Below are 20167 nucleotides of genomic sequence, written 5' to 3'. Positions count from 1 at the left end.
ACCCGGCCACGAACCTGTCTGTTCAAGGATCCTATGAGCAAGCCCACTGTCGACCCTACCTCGAATTCCAAGGCCGGACCTGCCGTCCCGGTCAATTTCCTGCGCCCGATCATCCAGGCGGACCTGGATTCGGGCAAGCACACGCAGATCGTCACCCGCTTCCCGCCAGAGCCCAACGGCTACCTGCACATCGGTCACGCCAAGTCGATCTGTGTGAACTTCGGCCTGGCCCAGGAGTTCGGTGGCGTCACGCACCTGCGTTTCGACGACACCAACCCGGCCAAGGAAGACCAGGAATACATCGACGCCATCGAAAGCGACATCAAGTGGCTGGGCTTCGAATGGTCCGGTGAAGTGCGCTACGCGTCCAAGTATTTCGACCAGTTGTTCGACTGGGCCGTCGAGCTGATCAAGGCCGGCAAGGCCTACGTCGACGACCTCAGCCCGGAACAGGCCAAGGAATACCGTGGCACCCTGACCGAACCGGGCAAGAACAGCCCGTTCCGCGACCGTTCGGTGGAAGAGAACCTCGACTGGTTCAACCGCATGCGCGCCGGTGAGTTCGCGGACGGGGCCCGCGTGCTGCGCGCCAAGATCGACATGGCCTCGCCGAACATGAACCTGCGCGACCCGATCATGTACCGCATCCGCCACGCCCATCACCACCAGACCGGCGACAAGTGGTGCATCTACCCCAACTACGACTTCACCCACGGTCAGTCGGATGCCATCGAAGGCATCACCCACTCCATCTGCACCCTGGAGTTCGAAAGCCATCGCCCGCTGTACGAATGGTTCCTCGACAGCCTGCCGGTACCCGCGCACCCGCGTCAGTACGAGTTCAGCCGCCTGAACCTGAACTACACCATCACCAGCAAGCGCAAGCTCAAGCAGCTGGTCGATGAAAAACACGTGCACGGCTGGGATGACCCGCGCATGTCGACGCTGTCGGGCTTTCGCCGTCGTGGCTACACCCCGGCGTCGATCCGTAACTTCTGCGACATGGTTGGCACCAACCGTTCGGACGGCGTGGTCGACTTCGGCATGCTCGAATTCAGCATCCGCCAGGACCTCGACGCCAACGCGCCGCGCGCCATGTGTGTGCTGCGTCCGTTGAAAGTCGTGATCACCAATTATCCGCAAGACAAGGTCGACAACCTCGAGTTGCCGCGTCATCCGCAGAACGAAGCCCTCGGCGTGCGCAAGCTGCCGTTCGCGCGTGAAATCTACATCGACCGCGACGACTTCATGGAAGAGCCGCCAAAAGGCTACAAGCGCCTGGAGCCGAACGGCGAAGTGCGCCTGCGCGGCAGCTACGTGATCCGCGCCGACGAAGCGATCAAGGACGCCGACGGCAACATCGTCGAACTGCGTTGCTCCTACGACCCGGAAACCCTCGGCAAGAACCCTGAAGGCCGCAAGGTCAAAGGCGTGATCCACTGGGTGCCGGCCGCGGCCAGCATCGAGTGCGAAGTGCGCTTGTACGACCGCCTGTTCCGTTCGCCGAACCCTGAGAAGGCCGAAGACAGCGCGAGCTTCCTCGACAACATCAACCCAGACTCCCTGCAAGTTCTCACGGGTTGTCGTGCCGAGCCATCGCTTGGCGACGCACAGCCGGAAGACCGTTTCCAGTTCGAGCGCGAAGGTTACTTCTGCGCGGATATCAAGGACTCCAAACCTGGTCAGCCGGTGTTCAACCGTACCGTGACCTTGCGTGATTCGTGGGGCCAGTGATTTAGTCTTAAGGGATTCATCGTGCTAACGATCTACAACACGCTCAGCAAGACCAAAGAAGTCTTCAAGCCGCTGGATGGCAACAAGGTGCGCATGTACGTGTGCGGCATGACCGTGTACGACTACTGCCACATCGGCCACGGCCGCAGCATGGTTGCCTTCGACCTGGTGACCCGCTGGTTGCGTTTTAGCGGCTATGACTTGACCTATGTGCGCAACATCACCGACATCGACGACAAGATCATCAACCGCGCCAACGAAAACGGCGAGTCGTTCGACGCGCTGACCGAGCGCATGATCGGCGCAATGCATGAGGACGAGGCGCGCCTCAACATCCTCAAGCCGGACATGGAGCCACGTGCCACGGACCATATCCCGGGCATGCACGCGATGATCCAGACCCTGATCGACAAGGGTTACGCCTACGCCCCGGGCAATGGCGACGTGTACTACCGCGTCGCCAAGTTCATGGGCTACGGCAAACTGTCGCGCAAGAAAATCGAAGACCTGCGCATCGGCGCACGCATCGAAGTCGACGAAGCCAAGCAGGACCCGCTCGACTTCGTGCTGTGGAAAGCCACCAAGCCCGGCGAGCCGAGCTGGGAGTCGCCATGGGGCGCCGGCCGTCCGGGCTGGCACATCGAATGCTCGGTGATGTCCACCTGCTGCCTGGGCGAGACCTTCGACATTCATGGCGGCGGCAGCGACCTAGAGTTCCCGCACCACGAAAACGAAATCGCCCAAAGCGAAGCCGCCACCGGCAAGACCTACGCCAACGCCTGGATGCACTGCGGCATGATCCGCATCAATGGCGAGAAGATGTCCAAGTCCTTGAACAACTTCTTCACCATTCGCGACGTGCTGGAAAAATACCACCCGGAAGTCGTGCGTTACCTGCTGGTGTCCAGCCACTACCGCAGCGCCATCAACTACTCGGAAGACAACCTCAAGGACGCCAAGGGCGCCCTGGAGCGTTTCTACCACGCGTTGAAAGGCCTGCCAGCCGTGGCTCCGGCCGGCGGCGAGGCATTTGTTGCGCGCTTTACCGAAGTGATGAACGACGACTTCGGCACCCCCGAAGCCTGCGCCGTGCTGTTCGAAATGGTGCGCGAGATCAACCGCCTGCGTGAGAGCGATCTCGACGCAGCGGCCGGGCTTGCTGCACGCTTGAAAGAACTGGCCAGCGTGCTGGGCGTGTTGCAGATGGAAGTCGATGACTTCCTGCAAGCCGGCGCCGAAGGGCGCGTGGATGCGGCTGAGGTAGATGCGCTGATCCAGGCGCGTCTGGCTGCGCGTGCTGGCAAAGACTGGGCGGAGTCCGACCGTATCCGCGACCAACTGACCGCGATGGGTGTGGTGTTGGAAGACGGCAAGGGTGGGACAACGTGGCGGTTGGCTGACTGACGGTTGGTTTCTGTACGCAGAATGAAAAACGCCCCGACTGGTTTGGGGCGTTTTTTTTGCGTGCGAATAGTATGTTTGACCTAGATGGGGTTGACGAATAATGGCTCTATGACATTATCGGTGTAAGTCAATAGGAGAGTCATAGATATGGATGTTGCAAGATGCATAGCTGATGGGAATACGTATACGGCACATAATTTTGAACAGCTTGGTGATTCTCGAATTGAGGGGTTTCGGCGCCTATTGGTTTGTGTTCAATGTGGCGCCCCAGCTTTTTTTAGGAAGGAATCTCGAAGTGGACAGGCTGCATGCTTTGGTGCACGACCTCACATACCAGGATGCGAGTTTGCGGCTGCAGAAGGTAGAAGGCGAGGGAATCCGGGGAATGATCAGGAAGAACAGATTAATCCTGGTGAGCGCATAGAAATTGATTTCGGCTACGGGGCTCAAGAAATCGTTCACCCAACCCCTGACAATCCTATTGATCCAAATGGTCGAGGCGGCCGTTTTGTCCCGGGAAGTGGAAGACGAAGCCCTGTAATGCACAGGCGGCTAAGTACCCTCCTGAGAAACTTGATGATGTCTGAGCAATTTCGAAATTCAGATCAGATAATAGGCCTGCCAGAAGGGCAGTTTCGCGTGAGGGATTTTTTTGTAAGGTTTAATGAAGCCAATAGAGGCCATGTCGGCGAGTATCGTGGCTATTGGGGGATGCTATCTGATGCTCGATATGGGCAAGAAAATAGCCTTTGGCTGAATAGTGGTGGGCGAGAAAACTTAAGTGTTGTTGCAGACACTGCAATTGTCGATGGTTTACATGAACGATTTGATGTGGATGACTTAGAGGAGTTTGCGGGTTCTTATATTCTGGTTTTTGGAACCCTCAGAGTTTCCGGTAACGGAAAAGGTTACGTTGCTTGTAATGACTTAAGACACATTACAGTCAGTCTTTCAGATTGATGCTTAACTTTTTGTAAAACTCAAAACGGGACAGATCTATTTGAAACCATAGAACTGTCCCTTTTCGAGTTCTACTCTCTAACTGATGCCTCGCATTGGATGACTGCGTCGTTCATCAACAATTGAGTACCCTCCAATATTCGGCATATGCCAAGTGCAACACTACGTGGCGCTCCGTCAACCTCAAAAGCCAAGTGGCTCGCTAGGGCCTGAATCGATGTGAGATCTTCCGATACGTTGATAAGTAGGGTCTCGATTTCCAACCCTTTACGCACGGCAAAGAGACAACTTCCTTCGGTGTTCGGCTCTGGACTTTGAGGGGTATTCAAATAATGTTTAATCGCTCGATGAGCAGACTTATGAAACGAGGTTGATTCGAGCGGCGGATTCGGACTGTCTTTAATCATGGCAAAGCTCCTAGAGTATTGGAGCCACCACCCATCGCTGCGAAACGATACCCGGGTGGCAGCTGTACGCAGGTTCGCAGACCGGGACTCTAGGCACCCGGCATACCCGAAGGTATCCCGCGCACAGCCGCCATAACATTAGGCATAAAAAAGCGCCCGCTATCTTGTGGTGGACGCTGTGCGTCTAGAGTTTAACCGGGCTGCGAAACCCGGTCGCTGAATTTGCAGCGACCGCCGAAGATTAGGCAGCCATCTTCTGAGGGGCAACCCTAAAAGGCTGTCGGAAATTTCTGCGATCGTTTGTGCCGACGTGCGGCCGATCCGGTGGAGCCCCCAATCCAAATGTGGGAGTTGGCTTGCCTGCGATTGCGAAGTCCCAGTCACCAAAAATACTGACTGATACACCGCTATCGCAGGCAAGTCAGCTCCCACATTTTTCACCGTGCCCGCTTCAGTCCGTCGCTGATCTACGCCTGACGTAATCCACCCATTCATACTCAAGCCCCTGGTGCTGTCGGACGCCATGGCGGCATACCTCAACGAATTCGTCCTCAAAACTCGGAAACCTGGCTTCACCTTCGTGATCATCGTTGAACAGGGTCAGGTACAGCCTGTCCACCCTATGGATCACCTGGTCATACAGCTCCGGGCCGCCACCGATGTGGATTTCGTCGGGGTTGTAGAGGGCGGCGCGTTCAAGTGCTGCTGCTAAAGACTGGCAGACGATAGCTTGCTTGTGCTCATACTCGGGATTTCTGGACAGCACGATATTGGGTCGATCCGACAACGGCCGTCCGCTGAGCGCAATGACCGACTCGAAAGTTTTTCGCCCCATGATGACGGGCTTGCCGATAGTCTTGGCGGCAAATCGGCGCAGGTCATCCGGAACCATTCGTAACAGTCCACCGGCTTTGCCAATGGAGCGATTATGGGTCCCTATGCCTGCGACTAAGGCGATGGGTGGGCTCATGGTCTGTTCCTTCAGCGAGCTGTATCACGTCGAAGAAGACTTCAGATACATTGGTTTTGTGCCGCACCGATCTTGTAATAGGTTGCTGAGCTATCAGCGGCGGCTGCTGACCTCGGCCGGCACATCATCACCCGCCATACGCTTGCGGAACAACGCCGTGCGTGCCAGCAGCAAGGTGGTCACCGGCACCGTGATCGAGAGCAAAATCGGAATCAACCAGCCGTGCAACACCGGCCCGGACTTGAGCACCGAAAAGTAGATGATCGACGCTAACGCCACACACCACGCGCCCAGCGTCGAGGCGAGCGCCGGCGGGTGCATGCGCTGGAAGAAGTCCTTCATGCGCAGCATGCCGATTGCGCCAATCAAGGCAAATACGCTGCTCAACACCAGCAGCACTGCGACGACGATTTCCATCCATAACGGCATCATTCAATCACCTCCCCACGCAGCAGGAATTTGGCCAGGGCAAACGAGCCGACGAAGCCGAACAGCGCAATCAGCAGCGCCGCCTCGAAGTAGGTGTCACTGGCATACCGAATGCCCAGTACCAGCATCATCAGCATTGCCAGGATGTACAGGTAGTCCAGCGCCAGCACCCGGTCCTGGGCCGACGGGCCCTTGAACAGGCGCACCAGGGTCAGCACCATGGCCAGGGAGAACAGGAACAGGCTGAACAGGATCGCATTGGAGAGCAGGGCGCTCATTCGAAGATCTCCATCAGGGGGCGCTCGTAGGCGCTTTTGAAGTGCTCGATAAACGCCGCTTCATCCTCCAGGTCGAACACGTGCAGCAGCAGGATGCTGCGGTCCAGCGCCAGTTCCGACCAGATGGTGCCGGGCACCACGGTGGTGATCATCGACAGCGCCGCCAGGCCGTTGGCGTCGCGCAGGTCCAGGGGGATCTTGATAAAGCCCGAGCGCGGCGGCCGCGAGCCACAGGTGAGCACGCCCCAGGCCACTTGCAGGTTGGAGACAATCACATCGCGGCCCACCAGGAAAAACAGGCGGATGATCACTCCGGGGCGGCGGATGCGAATCGGCAGCGGGCGCAGCGGCGCCATCAGCAGCGGCGCGAGAAAGCCCAGCAACGCACCGAGCAACAGGTTGCCGGGGCTGACCGACAGGTTCAGCACCAGCCACAACACCCACAACGCCAGGGACAACCACGGGGCAGGTAACAGGCGCTTCATGGTTGCACCTCCAGCGCGGCGGTCTTGGCTTCAGGGCTGGGCACCGGGCGCGTGGCCATCACGGCCATCACGTAGCTCTCCGGGTTGTTCAGGCTCACGGCGGTGGCCTGGGTGTAGCGCATCAGCGGCTCCGCCTTGAAGGTCAGCAGGATACTGAGGCCGAGCAGGAAGAAGATCGGTATGCATTCATAGCGACGCAGCAGCGGCGAAGGACGTTCCTCCGGGGTCCAGAAGCGCTGGATGCCCAGGCGCGCAAAAGCGATCAGCGAGGCCAGGCCGGACAGGATCAACAGCGCCACCAGGCCCCAGGCCGCCGGGCGGATCGGTTCGTCGACACTCACACCCAGGCCCAGCGGATTGACCAGCGCACTCAACAGGCTGAGCTTGCCGATAAACCCGGACAGCGGCGGCATGCCGATAATCAGCAGCGCGCAGGCGACAAAGCTCAAGCCCAGGAACGCCATGGTCCAGGGGATCACCTGGCCGACCACGGCCTGCTGCTCATCATCCAGGTTCACGCCGGGGCGCGGGTGCAGGGATTCCATGGCTTTGGGCAGTGCATCGATTTCCTCATCCAGCGGCAGGTCATTGGCCGAGCGCGAACGCTCGATCAGTTCGGCCAGCAGGAACAATGCACTCAACGCCAGCGTGGAGCTGACCAGATAGAACAGCGCGCCAGCGGTCAGGCTCGGCTGAGCGAAACCCACCGCTGACAGCAGGATCCCGGCCGAGACCAGGATGCTCAGGCTCGCCATGCGCTCCAGCCGCTGCGCCGCCAGCATCGCCAGCCCGGCGCAGAGGATGGTGGCCATGCCGCCGTACACCAGCCAGTCACCGCCGAACAGCGCCGAGGCGCCGGCCTGGCCGGAGAACAGCAAGGTCCACAAGCGCAGTACGGTGTACACGCCGACCTTGGTCATGATCGCAAACATCGCCGCCACCGGCGCACTCGCCGAGGAATAGGCAGGCGCCAGCCAGAAGTTCAGCGGCCACATGCCGGCCTTGGCCAGGAACGCCACCGCGAGGATCGCCGCACCGGCATGCAGCAGGCCACGATCAGCCTCGGGCACCAGCGGGATTTTCAGCGCCAGGTCGGCGAAATTCAGCGTGCCGGTGACGCCATAGACCATCGCCGCACCAATCAGGAACAACGACGACGCCAGCAGGTTGATCGCGATGTAATGCAGCCCCGCCGACACCCGCGCACGGCCCGAGCCGTGCAGCATCAAGCCATAGGAAGCCGCCAGCAGCACCTCGAAGAACACGAACAGGTTGAACAGGTCGGCGGTGAGAAACGCGCCGTAAAGGCCCATCATCTGGATCTGGAACAGCGCATGGAAACTGGTGCCCGCGCGGTCCCAGCGGGCCATGGCGAACAGCAGCGCACTGACGCCGATGATCCCGGTGAGCACCAGCATCAACGCCGACAGTTGGTCCACCACCAGCACGATGCCGAACGGTACCTGCCAGTTGCCCGGCAGGTACACGCCGATCGAGCCGGGGCCGCCTTTTTGCGTCCAGTACAACAGCAGGATGGCGATGCCCAGGCCGACGACGCTGGAGAACAGGTTGATTTTTGCTTTCAGCGGGCGGCGTTTTTCGCCGAGCATCAGCATCAGTGCGGCGGTCAGCAGCGGCAGCAGGATCGGCGCGACGATCAGTTGATTCATCCACGTCATTCCTTGGGCTCCCGGCCGTCCACATGGTCAGTGCCGGTCAGGCCCCGCGAGGCCAGCAGCACCACCAGGAACAAGGCGGTCATGGCGAAGCTGATGACGATGGCCGTGAGCACCAGCGCCTGGGGCAGCGGGTCGGTGTAGTTGAGCAGGTCTTGCGGCACGCCGTCCTTGATGATCGGCTCCTTGCCGATAAACAGGCTGCCCATGCTGAAAATGAACAGGTTGACCCCATACGACAGCAGGCACAGGCCCATCACCACCTGGAATGTCCGTGGTCGCAGGACCAACCAGACGCCGGAGGCCGCCAGGACCCCAATGGCAATTGCGATGACTTCTTCCATCAGGCGGCTCCTTCCGTTGCGGCAACCACTTTGGCCTGGTTGCTCGGTTTATGTGCGCGTACGGATTGGTGACCGAGGGCGGTAAGCATCAGCAGGGTCGAGCCGACGACCATGGCGTACACGCCGACGTCGAAGAACAACGCGCTCGCCACGTGGATATCGCCCAGCACCGGCAGGCTCAAATGCCAGGTGTGGGTGGTGAGGAACGGGTACCCGGCAAACAGCGCACCGAGCCCGGTCAGCGTGGCCGAGAACAACCCGAAGCCCATCCAGCGCATCGGCCGCAGGCTCATTTGCGCCTCGACCCACTGCGTACCGGCGACCATGTATTGCAGGATAAACGCCACCGACATCACCAGCCCCGCGACGAAACCGCCGCCCGGCTGGTTGTGGCCGCGCATGAACAGGTAGAACGACACCACCAACGCAATCGGCAGCAGCAGGCGCACCAGCACCGCCGGCACCATCATGAAGCCCAGGGCGGTGTCGCTGGCCTGGCGCGGGTTGACCAGGTCGGTCGCCACGTCGGGCGCCAGTTGGCGCTGTTGGGCAGGCAGTTGCATGCTTTCCTTGGACGGGCGGAAGCGCCGCAGCAGCGCGTACACGGTCAGCGCCACGGCGCCGAGCACGGTGATTTCGCCGAGGGTGTCGAAGCCACGGAAGTCCACCAGCATCACGTTCACCACATTGCTGCCGCCGCCTTCGGGCAGGGCGCGGCTCAAGTAGAACGAGGAGATATCGTTGGGTGTCTGGCGCGTCAGCATCGCATAGGACAGCAACGCCATGCCGCCGCCCACCACGGTGGACAACAGGAAGTCACGCAGGCGACGAATGCGCGCCTTGCGCAGCGAGCTCGGGAGTGGCGAGACTTCTTCGATCCGCCGTGGCAGCCAGCGCAGGCCGAGCAGGATCAGCACAGTGGTGACCACTTCGACCACCAGTTGGGTCAGCGCCAGGTCCGGCGCCGAGAACCATACAAAGGTGACGCAGGTCATCAAGCCGCACACGCTGACCATGGTCAGGGCCGCCAGCCGGTGGTACTTGGCTTGCCAGGCGGCGCCGAGGGCACAGGCAATCGCCAGCAGCCACAGGGTGACGAACACGATGGAACCCGGGATTTTCGGGCGGTCGCCCCAACTGAGGCCGCTGTTGAGCATCGGGATCAAGCCCGCGATCACCGCCGCCAGCACCAGCAGGAACAGCTGGGTCTGCAGGCGTTTGGTGCTGATGCGTTTTTCGATCTTGCGCACGCCGCGCATCATCACCACCAGGCAGCGCTCGAAACCGCGCTTGCCGTTGAAGTAGCCGATCAGTGGCGGGTACTTGAAGCGGCCGAGCTTGAGTTGCTTGCGCAGCACCAGGTACAGCACCACGCCGCCGGACATGGCCACCAGGCTCATGATCATCGGCGCGTTCCAGCCGTGCCAGATCGCCAGGCTGTACTCCGGCAGCACGCCGCCGACCACCGGCAGGGCGGCGGCGGCGAGGATCGAGCCGACCACCTGGGCCGGAAAGATGCCGACCAGCAGGCAGGTGAATACCAGCAGTTCCACCGGCGCGCGCATCCAGCGCGGCGGTTCGTGAGGGGTATGGGGCAGGTCTTTCGCCGGCGGGCCGAAGAACACATCGACGGTAAAGCGCAGCGCGTAGGCCACGCTGAATGTACCGGCGACAGTGGCGATTACCGGCAGGGCGATTTCCACCCACTTGGTCGCCGAGATAAACACGGTTTCGGCGAAGAACATTTCCTTGGACAGGAAACCGTTGAGCAACGGCACGCCCGCCATTGACGCACTGGCCACCATCGCCAGGGTCGCGGTAAACGGGATCAGGCGCACCAGACCGCTTAGCTTGCGGATATCCCGCGTGCCGCTTTCGTGGTCGATGATGCCCGCCGCCATGAACAGCGAAGCCTTGAACGTGGCGTGGTTGAGAATGTGGAACACCGCCGCGACGGCGGCCAGCGGGCTATTGAGGCCCAGCAACAAGGTGATCAGCCCGAGGTGGCTGATGGTGGAGTAGGCCAGCAGGCCCTTGAGGTCATTCTGGAACATGGCGCAGTAAGCGCCGAGGAGGAGGGTGAGGGCGCCGGCACCGCCGACGATCCAGAACCATTCTTCGCTGCCCGACAGCGACGGCCACAGGCGGGCCAGCAGGAACACGCCGGCCTTCACCATCGTTGCCGAGTGCAGGTACGCCGACACCGGCGTGGGCGCGGCCATCGCGTGGGGCAGCCAGAAGTGGAACGGGAACTGCGCGCTTTTGCTCAAGGCGCCGATCAGCACCAACGCGAGCATGACCGGGTACAGCGCATGCGCGCGGATCTGCTCGCCCGCCGCCAGCACCAGGTCCAGGTCGTAGCTGCCGACGATATGCCCTAGCAGCATCACGCCCGCCAGCAGGCACAGGCCGCCCGCGCCGGTGACCATCAACGCCATATACGCGCCGCGTCGGGCATCGGCGCGGTGGTGCCAGTAACCGATCAGCAGGAACGAGAACAGGCTGGTCAGTTCCCAGAAGAACACGATCTGGACCAGGTTGCCGGAGATCACCAGCCCGAGCATGGCGCCCATGAAGGCCAGGAAAAATGCGAAGAAGCGCGGCACCGGGTCGTCCGGCGACATGTAATAGCGCGCATACAGCGCCACCAGCGTGCCGATGCCCAGCACCAGCATCGAGAACAGCCAGGCAAACCCGTCCATGCGCAACACGAAGTTCAGCCCGAGGCTGGGCAACCACATGAATTCTTCGCGAATCACGCCACCGTGGGCGATCTGGGGGTAGAGCAAGGCGACTTGAAGGGTGCCGACCAGGGCCACAAGGCCGGCCAACAGGGATTCGGTGTTACGTGCATTGTGCGGCAGCAAGGCCGCCAGACAGCTGCCAATGAACGGCAGAAGCAGTAGAACTATCAGGGACATAGGCTTCTAATCTGCGGGAGTTTGGGATGCATCATACGTGCCGCTTTCTCGATCACCAAACGGCAAGATGTGGCAGGATCCTACAAAGTAGGCTGAAAATTCCCATTTGGCATTGTTTCGGACCTTAGCCTTGCTGCTCCTGTTCCCGCTCATTCTGCAGTTCGATGGCCTTTTGCCCGCGAGTCTTCAATTCGCTCACGATGACCGCCAACACAATCAACACGGCGCCCAGCATCGCTATCGGCGGGAAACGCTCCCCGGCAATCCGCCCCACCACACCGGCCCACACCGGCTCACCGGCATAAATCAAGGTGGCACGGGTTGGCGAAACACTTTGCTGCGCCCAGTTCATTGCCACCTGAATCACCGCACTGGTCAAACCCAGGCCCACCGCGCTGAACAGCAGTAACCACGAAAACCCCGGCAGCGCCTCGCCCATCGGCACCACCATCAGGAACGACAACAACGACGCCGTGGCCAGTTGCACCACGGTCACCCGGCGCACATCCACCTGGCCGGCAAACGCACCGATCAGGATGATTTCGGCAGCAATCGCGATCGCACCAATCAAGGTGGCGATCTCACCCGGGCTGAAATTCAGCGAGGCGCCGGCAGGGCCGGTCAACAACATCAACCCGGCAAACGCCAGCATGATGCCAATGCTCGGCATCAAGCCAGGGCGGCGACCGAGCACCAGCCACTGCAATAACGGCACGAACGGCACATACAGCGCGGTGATGAAGGCCGACTGGCTGCTGAGGATCGTCTGCAGGCCAATGGTCTGCAAGCCGTAGCCAAACATGATCGCCACGCCGATAAACACCCCGGCCTTCAGCTCGAACAGGGTCAGGTCGCGCAAGGTGCGCAAGGAAAAGAACCCCACCACGATGGCCGCAGCCGCAAAGCGCAGGCCGACGAAAAACATCGGCCCGCTGACCGTCATCGCATGCTGCACGAGCAAAAAGGTGCCGCCCCAGATCATGGTGATCACCACCAGGATGCATTCGGCTTTGCTGAAACGCTTGAAACGGGGGGAGGCATTCGGGCTGGTCATGGCGGCTCGGTCTTGCAAGGGAAGGGTACGGACCGCACAATGCGCCGCACGCTGGGCAGTATACTGCGCACACCCACTCATTGAGCAATATAGTGCACAAAGAAAATCCACATCGGGCTTCGGTCCTGCAGCACGTCAGCCAGAACGTTCGCCGTCTGCGGCATGCTGCCGACCTGAGCCAGACCGCGCTATCGGAAAAATCCGGGGTCAGCCGGCGCATGCTGGTGGCCATCGAGGCGGGTGAGAAGAACGTCAGCCTGTCCACCCTCGACCGCGTTGCCGAAGCGCTGGACGTGGCCTTCAGCGACCTGATCCAGGCCCCGGATGCCCCCGACCACAGCCGCATCAACGAACTGGCCTGGGCCGGCGATATCCCCGGCAGCAAGGCCGTGCTGCTGGCCAAGGCCACCGCGCGGCGCGAGGTCGAGTTGTGGGAGATGCAATTGGAGCCGGGTGACCGCTACAGCCCCGACCCCGACCCGGACGGCTGGAGCGTGCAGCTGTTTGTGTTCGAAGGCTGCCTCACGTTGCTGGTGGGCGCGGACGAAAAGCGCGTCGCCGCCGGCGAGTTCTATATGTTCGCCAGCCGCAACGTCCACGGCTACCGCAACGACGGCGAGGTCGCCGTGCGCTTTGTGCGCAACGTGGTGATCTAACTGTCCGCCAGGCAACAGTGGATGGACACTTTGCTGGTTTGCGTCGCCGTCCACCGTGGTAAATCACCAGCAAACGCCTGATTTCATTGGCGATTAAATTCAGGCACGACTCCTGCAATCACTCCAGTATCCCCTCGGAGCCTGGAGTCGGCCCATGTCAGCCCACCCTCAACACCCTGCCCATATCATCCGCTCGGACGCCGAAGCCATCGAGGTGGCGACCCGCCTGGCCGCGCGCTTTGCCGTCGACGCCAGCGTGCGCGACCGCGAGCGCCGCCTGCCAGTGGCCGAACTCGACGAGTTTTCCGCCAGCGGCTTGTGGGGCATCACCATTCCCAAGGCCTACGGCGGCGCCGAAGTGTCCTATGTGACGGTGGCCGAGGTGATCAAGCTGATCTCCGCCGCCGACCCTTCGTTGGGGCAGATTCCGCAGAACCACCTCGGCGTGGTCGACATCCTGCTGCAAACCGCCAGCGAGGAACAAAAACGCTACTACTTCGGCAAGGTCCTGGCGGGCTATCGGTTCGGCAATGCCTTCTCCGAAGCCAAGAGCAAAAACGCCGGCACCTTCGACACGCAGATCCGTTTCCACGCTGACAGCGCGCAAATCAACGGCGAGAAGTTCTACTGCACCGGCGCGCTGTTCGCGCATATCGTGCCCACGGTTGGCAACAACGAACACGACCAGGCCTTCATCGCCTTCGTTGAACGCGACGCGCCCGGCCTCAGCGTGATCGACAGCTGGGACGGCTTCGGCCAGCGCACCACCGCCAGCGGCGGCGTGACCCTCGACGGCGTCACCGTGCCCCTGAGCGCGGTGATCCCCGCACACCAGGCCTTCGACCAACCCACCGCCAATGGCCCGATCTCGCAGATCATCCAGGCCGCCGTCGACACCGGCATCGCCCTCGGCGCGCTGGAACAGGCGAAAATCTACGCTCGTCAGGCCCGCCCGTGGATCGACAGCCAGCAGGATCACGGCTGGCAAGACCCGTTCACCATTGCCGCCATCGGTGACCTGGAGTGGCGCGTGCACGGCACCGAAGCCATCCTCGCCAAAGCCGGCCTGGCAGTGGACAAAGCCCTGGCCGAACCGAATGAAGACACCGTCGCCCACGCCTCACTGGTGGTCGCCCAGGCCAAGGTGTTGTCCGCCGAAACCGCCCTGCTCGCCAGCAGCAAACTCTTCGAACTGGCCGGCACCCGCTCGGTCACTGGCAAGCACAACCTCGACCGCTTCTGGCGCAACGCGCGCACCCACACCCTGCACGACCCGGCCCGCTGGAAATACCACCTGATCGGCAACTTCGTGCTCAACGGCGTGAAGCCTGCACGCCACGCCTGGAATTGAGGACCTTAGCCATGACCGCCCTGAACCAAGCGCGCCAACTGCTGGAAAGCACTCGCCGCCACGTTGCCAAAAGCGACGACCCCTATGTGATCAGCCGCTTCGGCGATTGGCAGATCCGCGTCGACGTCGCCACCGCCTTGCTCGAACGTGCTGACACGCACCCAAGCCCGGTTGCGATCACCGAAGCACAGATCGCCGCCGCCGAAGCCTTGCTGTTTGCCAGCAACACCGAATTCGAACTCACCGGCCAACGCACCGCGCTGGCGCCGACCCTGGATGACCCGTTGCGCTGGAAATACCAGATCGTCGGCAACTACCACCTCAACGGAGTGCTGTGATGTCCCGTGAAATTCGCTTGAACGCCTTCGACATGAACTGTGTCGGCCACCAATCCCCCGGCCTGTGGGCGCACCCGCGTGACCGTTCGTGGCAGTACAAGGACCTGGAATACTGGACCGACCTCGCCAAAATCCTCGAGCGTGGCAAGTTCGACGGCCTGTTTATCGCTGACGTGCTGGGCATCTATGACGTGTACAACGGCAACGGCGACGCGGCGATCCGCCAGGCCACCCAAGTGCCGGTCAACGACCCGTTGTCGCTGATCGCGCCCATGGCGCTGGTCACCGAGCACTTGGGCTTTGGCCTGACCGCGTCGTTGTCGTTCGAACACCCGTATCCGTTTGCCCGCCGGCTCTCGACCCTCGATCACCTGACCAAGGGCCGCATCGGCTGGAACATCGTCACCTCCTACCTGGAGAGCGGCGCCAAGAACCTCGGCCAAAAGGCCCAGACCGAACACGACGCACGCTACGACTACGCCGAGGAATACCTGGAGGTCTGCTACAAACTCTGGGAAGGCAGCTGGGAGGAGGGCGCCGTACTGCGTGACCGCGAGCGGCGGATTTTCAGCGACCCGAGCAAGATCCACGAGATTCGCCATGTCGGCAAACATTTCCAGGTCCCCGGCATTCACCTGTGCGAGCCGTCGCCGCAACGCACGCCAGTGCTGTACCAGGCCGGTGCGTCCAGCCGTGGCAAGCAGTTCGCCGCCGAGCAGGCCGAGTGCGTATTTGTGGCGGCGCCGTCCAAGGTGCTGCTGAAAAAGACTGTCGCCGACATCCGCCGTCGCGCGGCCGAGGCCGGGCGTGATCCGAAGAAAATCCTGATCTTCAACTTGCAGACGGTGATCGTCGGCGAGACCGATGCCAAGGCCAAGGCCAAGTTCGACGAATACAAATCCTACGTCAGCTACGAAGGCGCGATGGCGCTGATCTCCGGCTGGACCGGCATCGACTTCAGCCAGTTCAAACCCGATGAACCGCTCAAGCACGTGCACACCAACGCGATTCAATCGGCGGTGGAAGCCTTCTCCACAGCAGACCCGAACAAGGTCTGGACCCCGAATGAACTCGCCGACTGGGTCGGCATCGGCGGCTTTGGCCCATTGTTTGTCGGCGGCCCGGAAACCGTCGCCGACCTGTTGCAGGAGTGGGTCGAAGACACCGACGTGGACGGCTTCAACCTGGCCTACGCGCTGACCCACGAAACCTTCATCGACGCCGTCGACCTGCTGGTGCCGGAGTTGCAAAAGCGTGGCGTGTACAAGACCGAATACGCCCAGGGCACTTTGCGCGAGAAGCTGTTTGGCGACGGCGCACGCCTGGGTGCGAACCACCCCGGCGCCGGCTATCGCGACCTCTCAGCCCTACACAAAACCAATGTGGGAGGGCGCTTACCCCCGATAGCAGTGGGTCAGTCAAAGGTGGTCTAACTGAACCACCGCCATCGGGGGCAAGCCCCTCCCACATTTGCCCTGTGTCGTCCCGAATATCCCAGCCAGCGGACCACCGCACGCACACCACCCCAATAGGAGCATTACCCCTATGAGCGTGCACGAACTCAAGCGTCCGCTGGCCCTGGAATGGCCCGCCGAGTTACTCGACAACCTGCCCAAAGCCCAGGAGCAACTGCGGCACTGGGCGCAGATCACCCCGCTGCACATTGCCCTGCGCCACAAGCGCCAGGGCCGTTGGCATGCCTGGCGCTGGATCGACGTGCTGCGCGATGTCGAACGCCTGGCCGATGGCTTGCGCCAGCAGGGCTTTGGCGAGTCGTCGCGGCTGGCGCTCAGCGGTGCATTCGAGCCGAACCTGTTGCTGTTGGCGTTGGCGGCTCAGGCGGTGGGCGGGCAGGTATTGACGCTGGCCGACCACCTTGAGCCTGCGGCGCTGCAACACCAGCTCTGGCGTATTCGCCCGAGCCACGTGTACGTGCAGGGTCGTCAGCCGGATCTGGATTTTACCCAACGGCTCGACTTCGCCCACTTACTCGGCCCGGTCGACCCGGCGCAGCACCTGCATCGCTGGTGGCAACCGACCGGCGAAACGCTGCTGTGGAGCGAGGAGGGTACCCACTGGCAAGGCGGGCTGGCAGTGGTGCTGGAGCAGTGGCTGAGCAGCGGCCATGGGCTGGCCTTCCCGGAAAGCCCGGCGTCGGCGCGGCGTGATCGCAGTGAAGTGGCGCCCACGGGATTGCTGTTGTCGCCGGAACGCTTGCAGCACCTGGCCGACGATATAGAAAGCCGCCTGGCCCCCCTCGGTACCTGGCGCCGGCGCGTGTGTGAGTGGGCGATTGCCCGCCCGCAAAGCCGCCTGGGCCGCTTGCTGAAAAACCGCGTACGCAAACTGCTCGGCTTCCAGCGCCTGGCCTACATCTGGCAGCCGCTCAAGTCGAGTGCCGAGCCGAGTTGGCTCACGGAATTCAAACGGGACATCGCATGAGCCAGGCCATTCTCCAGGTGCGCGACATCTCGCTGTCGTTCAAGGGCGTCAAGGCCATCAATGCCTTGTCCTTTGAAGTGCAGCGCGGCGAGATCTGCGCGCTGATCGGCCCCAATGGCGCCGGTAAAAGTTCGCTGCTCAATGTGCTCAACGGCGTGTATCGCTTCGATGCCGGCGAGATCGTGTTCGAGCAGCAGCACTTCCAGCGCATCGACCCCTTGGGCGCTGCGCGTCGCGGCATCGGTCGCACCTTCCAGAACAATGCGCTGTTCAAGAAAATGAGCGTGCTCGACAACCTCCTCACCGGCCTGTCGCGGCATATGCGCAGCAGCTTTATTGAACAGGCCCTGGGCCTGCCCCGCGCGCGGCGCGAGGCCGAGGCGTTCCGCCTGCGCGGCCAGGGCATTCTCGAATTCCTCGAGCTGCAAGCCCACCGTGATGTGCTGGTGGGCAACCTCTCCTACGGCCTGCAAAAGCGCGTGGAACTCGGCCGCGCGTTGATCGCCGGGCCCAGCCTGTTGCTGCTGGATGAGCCCATGGCCGGGATGAACGCCGAGGAAAAACACGACATGGCGCGCTTCGTCGCCGATGTGAACCGCGACCTCGGCACCACGGTGGTGTTGATCGAGCACGACATGGGCGTGGTCATGGGCCTGTCCGACCACGTGGTGGTGCTCGACTATGGGCGCAAGGTCGGCGACGGCACGCCGGCCGAGGTGCAGGCCAACCCCGAGGTGATCGCCGCCTACCTGGGAGTCGCGCACTGATGACGTTCTTCTTCGAAACCCTGCTCGGCGGCTTGCTCGCCGGCAGCATGTACTCGCTGGTCGCCATCGGCTTCGTGCTGATCTACAAGGCCAGCGGCGTGTTCAACTTTGCCCAGGGCTCGATGCTGCTGTTTGCCGCGCTGACCTTCGTCAGCCTGCACGACCAGGGCGTGCCCTTTGCCCTCGCGTTGCTGCTGACGGTGCTGGTGCTGATCGTCGGCGCGTTGCTGATCGAACGCCTGGTGCTGCGGCCCTTGGTGAACCGCTCGCAGATCACGCTGTTCATGGCCACCCTCGGCCTGTCGTTCATTATCGAAGGCCTGGCCCAGGGCTTGATGGGCTCGCAGGTGCGCGCCCTGGACCTGGGCATCGACGACGTGCCGCTGTTTGTCGGGCCGCTGATGCTCAGCCAGTTTGACCTGGTGGCGGCGGCCGTCGCGGTGGTGCTGGTGACGGTGCTGGCGCTGCTGTTCAACAAGACCCGGATCGGCGTGTCATTGCGCGCGGTGGCGGATGACACCACGGCGGCGCTGTCCATCGGCATCAACCTCAACCGCATCTGGCAGATCGTCTGGGCCGTGGCCGGGGTGGTCGGGCTGGTGGCGGGCCTGCTGTGGGGCGCACGCCAGGGCGTGCAGTTTTCGCTGTCACTGGTGGTGCTCAAGGCCTTGCCGGTGTTGATCATCGGCGGCTTCACCTCGATTGGCGGGGCGATTGTTGGCGGGCTGATTGTGGGCGCGGCGGAGAACCTGGCCGAGGTGTATATCGGCCCGTTGATCGGCGGCGGCATCACGCCGTGGTTCGCCTATGTATTGGCCCTGGCCTTCCTGTATATCCGTCCCGCCGGCCTGTTCGGCGAGCGCGCCATCGAGCGAGTCTGAAACCATGTCGATCCCTGTTGCGCAAGACACCGCACCGCTGCTGCTGACCCAGCGGCGTCTGCCCTGGGGCCTGCTCGGCCTGCTGGCGCTGGCCTTTATCGTGGTGCCGCTGTGGGGCAATGATTATTGGCTGAATGCGATCCTGATCCCGTTCCTGGTGCTGTCCCTGGCCGGGCTGGGCCTGAATTTGCTGACCGGCTACACCGGGCAAACCTCGGTGGGCGCGGCGGGCTTCATGGCCGTGGGCGCGTTTGCAACCTACGGTTTTCTGCTGCGCCTGCCGGAGCTGGGGTTGCCGGTGGCGCTGCTCGGTGGCGGGATTATCAGTGCCGTGGTCGGGCTGGTATTTGGCCTGCCCAGTTCGCGGATCAAGGGCTTCTATCTGATGGTCACCACCCTGGCGGCGCAATTTTTCCTGGAGTGGGTGTTCGTCAAATTCCCCTGGTTCTACAACTACGGCTCGTCCGGCACCATCTCCGCGCCGAAGCTGGCGCTGTTCGGGCATGACCTCAATACGCCGTTGGGTCGCTACCTGCTGACCCTGGTGACCGTGCTGCTATTGACGTGGACCGCCATCAACCTGGTGCGTAGCCAGGTCGGTCGCAACTGGATGGCGATCCGCGACATGGACACCGCCGCCGCCGTGGTCGGCATTCCGGTGGTGCGTTACAAGCGCCTGGCGTTTGCGGTCAGCTCGTTCTACTTAGGGATAGCCGGTGCGCTGTGGGCCTTCGCCTACCTGGGCACGGCCAGCGCCAGCAGCTTCGATATCAATCGCTCATTCCAGATCCTGTTCATCATCATTATCGGCGGCATGGGCAGCATCGCCGGCAACTTCGTCGGCGCGGCGTTTATCAGCCTGCTGCCGATTTTTCTCAGCCACGCCGGCCAGGCGCTGTTCGGTGGCGCGGTGGATGCGGGGCAGTTGCAGAACCTGCAGAAAATCATCTTTGGCGTGTTGATCATCGTGTTCCTGATCAAGGAACCCGAGGGCTTGATTCGCCTGTTGCACAACCTCCGCGATCGGCTGCGTCAATGGCCGCTACGTTTCTGACTTATAAGAGAACTCC

The 20167-nt window shown here is 61.9% G+C and carries 20 protein-coding genes; 11 read left to right on the top strand and 9 right to left on the bottom strand.

The features are described 5' to 3' along the window. Positions 1–33 precede the first annotated feature (33 nt). The 3 genes from AC0IYH_RS05470 (at position 34) to AC0IYH_RS05460 (ending at position 4098) form a co-directional block, all read left to right on the top strand. The gene (locus AC0IYH_RS05470; protein ID WP_471833187.1) at positions 34–1734 is read left to right on the top strand and encodes a glutamine--tRNA ligase/YqeY domain fusion protein; all 1701 of its coding nucleotides are present in this window, start codon (positions 34–36) and stop codon (positions 1732–1734) included. A 21-nt stretch (positions 1735–1755) separates the two neighbouring features. Continuing rightward, entirely contained in the window at positions 1756–3138 is a 1383-nt protein-coding gene (gene cysS / locus AC0IYH_RS05465; protein ID WP_471833186.1) for a cysteine--tRNA ligase, read from the top strand. 579 nt (positions 3139–3717) lie between these two features. Further along, complete coding sequence (locus AC0IYH_RS05460) at positions 3718–4098, top strand: hypothetical protein (RefSeq protein ID WP_471833185.1); 381 nt, start codon at positions 3718–3720, stop codon at positions 4096–4098. A gap of 71 nt (positions 4099–4169) precedes the next feature. Here the strand turns inward: AC0IYH_RS05460 and AC0IYH_RS05455 are convergent, their stop codons facing one another. From AC0IYH_RS05455 to AC0IYH_RS05415, 9 genes are all read right to left on the bottom strand, one after another. Beyond that, positions 4170–4505: a DUF6124 family protein gene (locus AC0IYH_RS05455; RefSeq protein ID WP_471833184.1), complete on the bottom strand. Its 336-nt coding sequence runs from the start codon at positions 4503–4505 to the stop codon at positions 4170–4172. A gap of 451 nt (positions 4506–4956) precedes the next feature. Then, positions 4957–5475: a dihydrofolate reductase gene (locus AC0IYH_RS05450; protein WP_471833182.1), complete on the bottom strand. Its 519-nt coding sequence runs from the start codon at positions 5473–5475 to the stop codon at positions 4957–4959. Positions 5476–5568: 93 nt separating this feature from the next. Beyond that, positions 5569–5907: a Na+/H+ antiporter subunit G gene (locus AC0IYH_RS05445; RefSeq protein ID WP_471833180.1), complete on the bottom strand. Its 339-nt coding sequence runs from the start codon at positions 5905–5907 to the stop codon at positions 5569–5571. Next, positions 5904–6182: a K+/H+ antiporter subunit F gene (locus tag AC0IYH_RS05440; RefSeq protein WP_003211751.1), complete on the bottom strand. Its 279-nt coding sequence runs from the start codon at positions 6180–6182 to the stop codon at positions 5904–5906. The genes AC0IYH_RS05445 and AC0IYH_RS05440 overlap by 4 nt, the downstream gene beginning before the upstream one ends. Then, positions 6179–6667, bottom strand: a complete 489-nt coding sequence (locus tag AC0IYH_RS05435) for a Na+/H+ antiporter subunit E (protein WP_116629811.1) — start codon at positions 6665–6667, stop codon at positions 6179–6181. Before AC0IYH_RS05435 ends, AC0IYH_RS05440 begins: the two co-directional genes overlap by 4 nt. Beyond that, positions 6664–8346: a monovalent cation/H+ antiporter subunit D gene (locus AC0IYH_RS05430; protein WP_471833178.1), complete on the bottom strand. Its 1683-nt coding sequence runs from the start codon at positions 8344–8346 to the stop codon at positions 6664–6666. The genes AC0IYH_RS05435 and AC0IYH_RS05430 overlap by 4 nt, the downstream gene beginning before the upstream one ends. Then, entirely contained in the window at positions 8343–8687 is a 345-nt protein-coding gene (locus AC0IYH_RS05425) for a Na+/H+ antiporter subunit C (protein WP_005789164.1), read from the bottom strand. Before AC0IYH_RS05425 ends, AC0IYH_RS05430 begins: the two co-directional genes overlap by 4 nt. Then, a complete protein-coding gene (locus tag AC0IYH_RS05420) occupies positions 8687–11608 on the bottom strand; it encodes a monovalent cation/H+ antiporter subunit A (RefSeq protein ID WP_116629809.1) in 2922 nt (973 codons plus the stop codon). Before AC0IYH_RS05420 ends, AC0IYH_RS05425 begins: the two co-directional genes overlap by 1 nt. Before the next feature lie 124 nt (positions 11609–11732). Then, positions 11733–12662: a DMT family transporter gene (locus AC0IYH_RS05415; protein ID WP_471833175.1), complete on the bottom strand. Its 930-nt coding sequence runs from the start codon at positions 12660–12662 to the stop codon at positions 11733–11735. A 92-nt stretch (positions 12663–12754) separates the two neighbouring features. Here AC0IYH_RS05415 and AC0IYH_RS05410 point away from each other — a divergent pair, with 92 nt between their 5' ends. From AC0IYH_RS05410 to AC0IYH_RS05375, 8 genes are all read left to right on the top strand, one after another. Then, positions 12755–13318, top strand: coding sequence for an XRE family transcriptional regulator (locus tag AC0IYH_RS05410; RefSeq protein ID WP_122771633.1), 564 nt, complete (start codon positions 12755–12757; stop codon positions 13316–13318). Positions 13319–13472: 154 nt separating this feature from the next. Continuing rightward, positions 13473–14669: an SfnB family sulfur acquisition oxidoreductase gene (locus tag AC0IYH_RS05405; RefSeq protein ID WP_471833172.1), complete on the top strand. Its 1197-nt coding sequence runs from the start codon at positions 13473–13475 to the stop codon at positions 14667–14669. A gap of 11 nt (positions 14670–14680) precedes the next feature. Continuing rightward, positions 14681–15007 carry an acyl-CoA dehydrogenase gene (locus AC0IYH_RS05400; RefSeq protein ID WP_116629805.1) on the top strand — a complete coding sequence of 109 codons (327 nt, stop codon included), beginning with the start codon at positions 14681–14683 and terminating at the stop codon, positions 15005–15007. Then, positions 15007–16440, top strand: coding sequence for an LLM class flavin-dependent oxidoreductase (locus AC0IYH_RS05395; protein ID WP_471833170.1), 1434 nt, complete (start codon positions 15007–15009; stop codon positions 16438–16440). The genes AC0IYH_RS05400 and AC0IYH_RS05395 overlap by 1 nt, the downstream gene beginning before the upstream one ends. A 112-nt stretch (positions 16441–16552) precedes the next feature. Further along, positions 16553–17449 (top strand): AMP-binding protein, encoded by an 897-nt coding sequence (locus tag AC0IYH_RS05390; RefSeq protein ID WP_471833169.1) that lies wholly within the window; start codon positions 16553–16555, stop codon positions 17447–17449. Then, positions 17446–18216, top strand: coding sequence for an ABC transporter ATP-binding protein (locus tag AC0IYH_RS05385; protein ID WP_471833167.1), 771 nt, complete (start codon positions 17446–17448; stop codon positions 18214–18216). The genes AC0IYH_RS05390 and AC0IYH_RS05385 overlap by 4 nt, the downstream gene beginning before the upstream one ends. Then, positions 18216–19097, top strand: a complete 882-nt coding sequence (locus AC0IYH_RS05380; RefSeq protein WP_116629801.1) for a branched-chain amino acid ABC transporter permease — start codon at positions 18216–18218, stop codon at positions 19095–19097. Before AC0IYH_RS05385 ends, AC0IYH_RS05380 begins: the two co-directional genes overlap by 1 nt. A 4-nt stretch (positions 19098–19101) precedes the next feature. Further along, positions 19102–20151, top strand: coding sequence for a branched-chain amino acid ABC transporter permease (locus AC0IYH_RS05375; protein ID WP_116629800.1), 1050 nt, complete (start codon positions 19102–19104; stop codon positions 20149–20151). Positions 20152–20167: the final 16 nt, after the last annotated feature.

The organism is Pseudomonas sp. AC463 (assembly GCF_979253585.1).
Note: the sequence above shows the minus strand (reverse complement) of the source record. Positions and strands in the feature narration are given on the sequence as shown.

Bases quoted from the DNA above. Each gene is read 5' to 3' on its own strand.
- AC0IYH_RS05470 (WP_471833187.1), top strand. From the start codon at position 34: ATGAGCAAGCCCACTGTCGACCCTACCTCGAATTCCAAGGCCGGACCT.
- AC0IYH_RS05460 (WP_471833185.1), top strand. From the start codon at position 3,718: ATGTCTGAGCAATTTCGAAATTCAGATCAGATAATAGGCCTGCCAGAA.
- AC0IYH_RS05455 (WP_471833184.1), bottom strand. From the start codon at position 4,505: ATGATTAAAGACAGTCCGAATCCGCCGCTCGAATCAACCTCGTTTCAT.
- AC0IYH_RS05450 (WP_471833182.1), bottom strand. From the start codon at position 5,475: ATGAGCCCACCCATCGCCTTAGTCGCAGGCATAGGGACCCATAATCGC.
- AC0IYH_RS05445 (WP_471833180.1), bottom strand. From the start codon at position 5,907: ATGATGCCGTTATGGATGGAAATCGTCGTCGCAGTGCTGCTGGTGTTG.
- AC0IYH_RS05440 (WP_003211751.1), bottom strand. From the start codon at position 6,182: ATGAGCGCCCTGCTCTCCAATGCGATCCTGTTCAGCCTGTTCCTGTTC.
- AC0IYH_RS05435 (WP_116629811.1), bottom strand. From the start codon at position 6,667: ATGAAGCGCCTGTTACCTGCCCCGTGGTTGTCCCTGGCGTTGTGGGTG.
- AC0IYH_RS05430 (WP_471833178.1), bottom strand. From the start codon at position 8,346: ATGACGTGGATGAATCAACTGATCGTCGCGCCGATCCTGCTGCCGCTG.
- AC0IYH_RS05425 (WP_005789164.1), bottom strand. From the start codon at position 8,687: ATGGAAGAAGTCATCGCAATTGCCATTGGGGTCCTGGCGGCCTCCGGC.
- AC0IYH_RS05420 (WP_116629809.1), bottom strand. From the start codon at position 11,608: ATGTCCCTGATAGTTCTACTGCTTCTGCCGTTCATTGGCAGCTGTCTG.
- AC0IYH_RS05415 (WP_471833175.1), bottom strand. From the start codon at position 12,662: ATGACCAGCCCGAATGCCTCCCCCCGTTTCAAGCGTTTCAGCAAAGCC.
- AC0IYH_RS05405 (WP_471833172.1), top strand. From the start codon at position 13,473: ATGTCAGCCCACCCTCAACACCCTGCCCATATCATCCGCTCGGACGCC.
- AC0IYH_RS05400 (WP_116629805.1), top strand. From the start codon at position 14,681: ATGACCGCCCTGAACCAAGCGCGCCAACTGCTGGAAAGCACTCGCCGC.
- AC0IYH_RS05395 (WP_471833170.1), top strand. From the start codon at position 15,007: ATGTCCCGTGAAATTCGCTTGAACGCCTTCGACATGAACTGTGTCGGC.
- AC0IYH_RS05390 (WP_471833169.1), top strand. From the start codon at position 16,553: ATGAGCGTGCACGAACTCAAGCGTCCGCTGGCCCTGGAATGGCCCGCC.
- AC0IYH_RS05385 (WP_471833167.1), top strand. From the start codon at position 17,446: ATGAGCCAGGCCATTCTCCAGGTGCGCGACATCTCGCTGTCGTTCAAG.
- AC0IYH_RS05380 (WP_116629801.1), top strand. From the start codon at position 18,216: ATGACGTTCTTCTTCGAAACCCTGCTCGGCGGCTTGCTCGCCGGCAGC.
- AC0IYH_RS05375 (WP_116629800.1), top strand. From the start codon at position 19,102: ATGTCGATCCCTGTTGCGCAAGACACCGCACCGCTGCTGCTGACCCAG.